The 1,554-nt window shown below is 67.7% G+C and carries 2 protein-coding genes; both read right to left on the bottom strand.

Going from position 1 to position 1,554, the window contains the following annotated elements; all coding sequences use genetic code 11:
* Positions 1-384, bottom strand: a 384-nt coding sequence (locus tag WBA11_RS17640) for a hypothetical protein (protein WP_424521952.1), incomplete at its 3' end; no start/stop codon positions are given.
* A 126-nt stretch (positions 385-510) separates the two neighbouring features.
* Positions 511-1,554, bottom strand: a 1,044-nt coding sequence (locus tag WBA11_RS17635; protein WP_424521951.1) for a replication initiation protein, incomplete at its 5' end; no start/stop codon positions are given.

The raw sequence follows: 1,554 nt of genomic DNA, 5'->3' as shown, positions 1-1,554 counted from the left end.
CCCCACCAGTCCGAGAGCGACAGGCCACAGGCTCTCGGTCTCCTCCGGGATAGGCTCGAGGAGGACGTAGACGTAGTACCACCGCTTCCCCGACCTCAACCCCTCACCGCCTGGCAGGGCGTTCGCGTTCTTCGCTTCGGTGTGCCGGATCAGATCGCGCTCAACATCTCGGGCAACCTCGAGGTCACGTGTCCTGAAGAGCACAACCATCCGCTCGAAGTGAGGCGACTGGGCTTCGTGCTGACGGGCACGCTTGCGGTAGTCCGAGGTCGAGCCGACGTAGCAGCCGAGGGCTCGATCCTCGCGCGTCAACTGGCCGAGACGGTTGCGGAGTTGACGCTCACCGGCTACCCCCTCTGTGATCTTGTGGGTCTCAACTGTCATAGCGGTGGCCTTGGGGGATCTGGTGAGGTGTCTACGCTGAACGATCCCGATCATGGGTGACAGCCTTCTGTCGCATCCAGCCTGCCGGTGCGCCAAATGGATAGGTCGCACGGCTGCCTATTCACGTCAACGGCTACGCATCACGTCTCGTCGGGCAACTTGGAGGACGGACCTCACAGCGATCCCAAGTCCGTCTGTCTTCCCTGAGCTCACGGCTCCCTCGACCTCGCGCCACCAGCCGCTCCCTGACTCCCGGAGCAGAGCGACCGCCTCGGCGTCGAGTGCCGCCCGGTCATCGTCCGAGAGCGCGGCCACGGAGGCATCGAGCTGGCGATCCTTCGCATCCCCCTCCTCGCCTCGCTGGCGCAAGACAGCAGCGGCGGGCGACGGGAACAGGGCCTGCTGTGCGGCCGCAGCTTTCTCAGCCGCCTTCCGCTGCGCCGCCGTCCGCTTGCGGTTGGCTGCCCGCCCGCTCCGTTCGTAGTCGCCACGGACAGCGGCGACCGTGTACGCGGCCAGGTTCTTGACGTCGCCACCGCTGGCCAGCTTGTCTTCGACGAACGAGAGGTTCCGGTCCACCCGGTCGGCGGCGAACTCGGCCGTGAGGTCGGCCGCCTGCGCTTCGGTCAGGCCGAACTCAGCGAGACGACCCCGCACCTCAGCGCCGGGGTTCGGCGGCCCGGCGTCCGGCTCCCCGTCGTCGGGCTCGATCACGACCTCGAGGGCGGTCTCGTCGAGAGCCGGGCCGCGCTCGACCGAGAACCGGAGCGCGGCGATCCGACGCTTCTCTCGTCTCGTCTCCATCTTGATGCGGATGTCGCTCTGCTCGTTGACCTGCTTGACGGACGGCGTCAGCACCTTCGACCGGAACCGCTTGTACTCGGGGTACTGCCCATCGCCGACCCCGAGCAACCCACGCCAGTCGTCGAGGCTGATCCACCCGGTAGTCCCCACCTTCAGGAAGCGGAGGCAGTTCTCGTAGAGCGCGAGCGCGGGACCCGAGCTGAACCGGGTCTGGACGGCGAGGTTGACCCGGGCGTAGATCTGGGGGTTGTAGAGCAGCTCGCGGAGCGGGGCCGGGTAGGCGTAGCGGCACACCCCGGCATTGATCCGGGCCGAGGCCAGGAACGACCCGACGCCCCACTCCCGCTGCCCCGAGGGGTCCAGCAG

The sequence above is a fragment of the Rubrivirga sp. genome, assembly GCF_049648075.1.
In the GTDB taxonomy this organism is placed as follows: domain Bacteria; phylum Bacteroidota; class Rhodothermia; order Rhodothermales; family Rubricoccaceae; genus Rubrivirga.
This window is presented reverse-complemented; position numbering and strand designations above follow the sequence as displayed.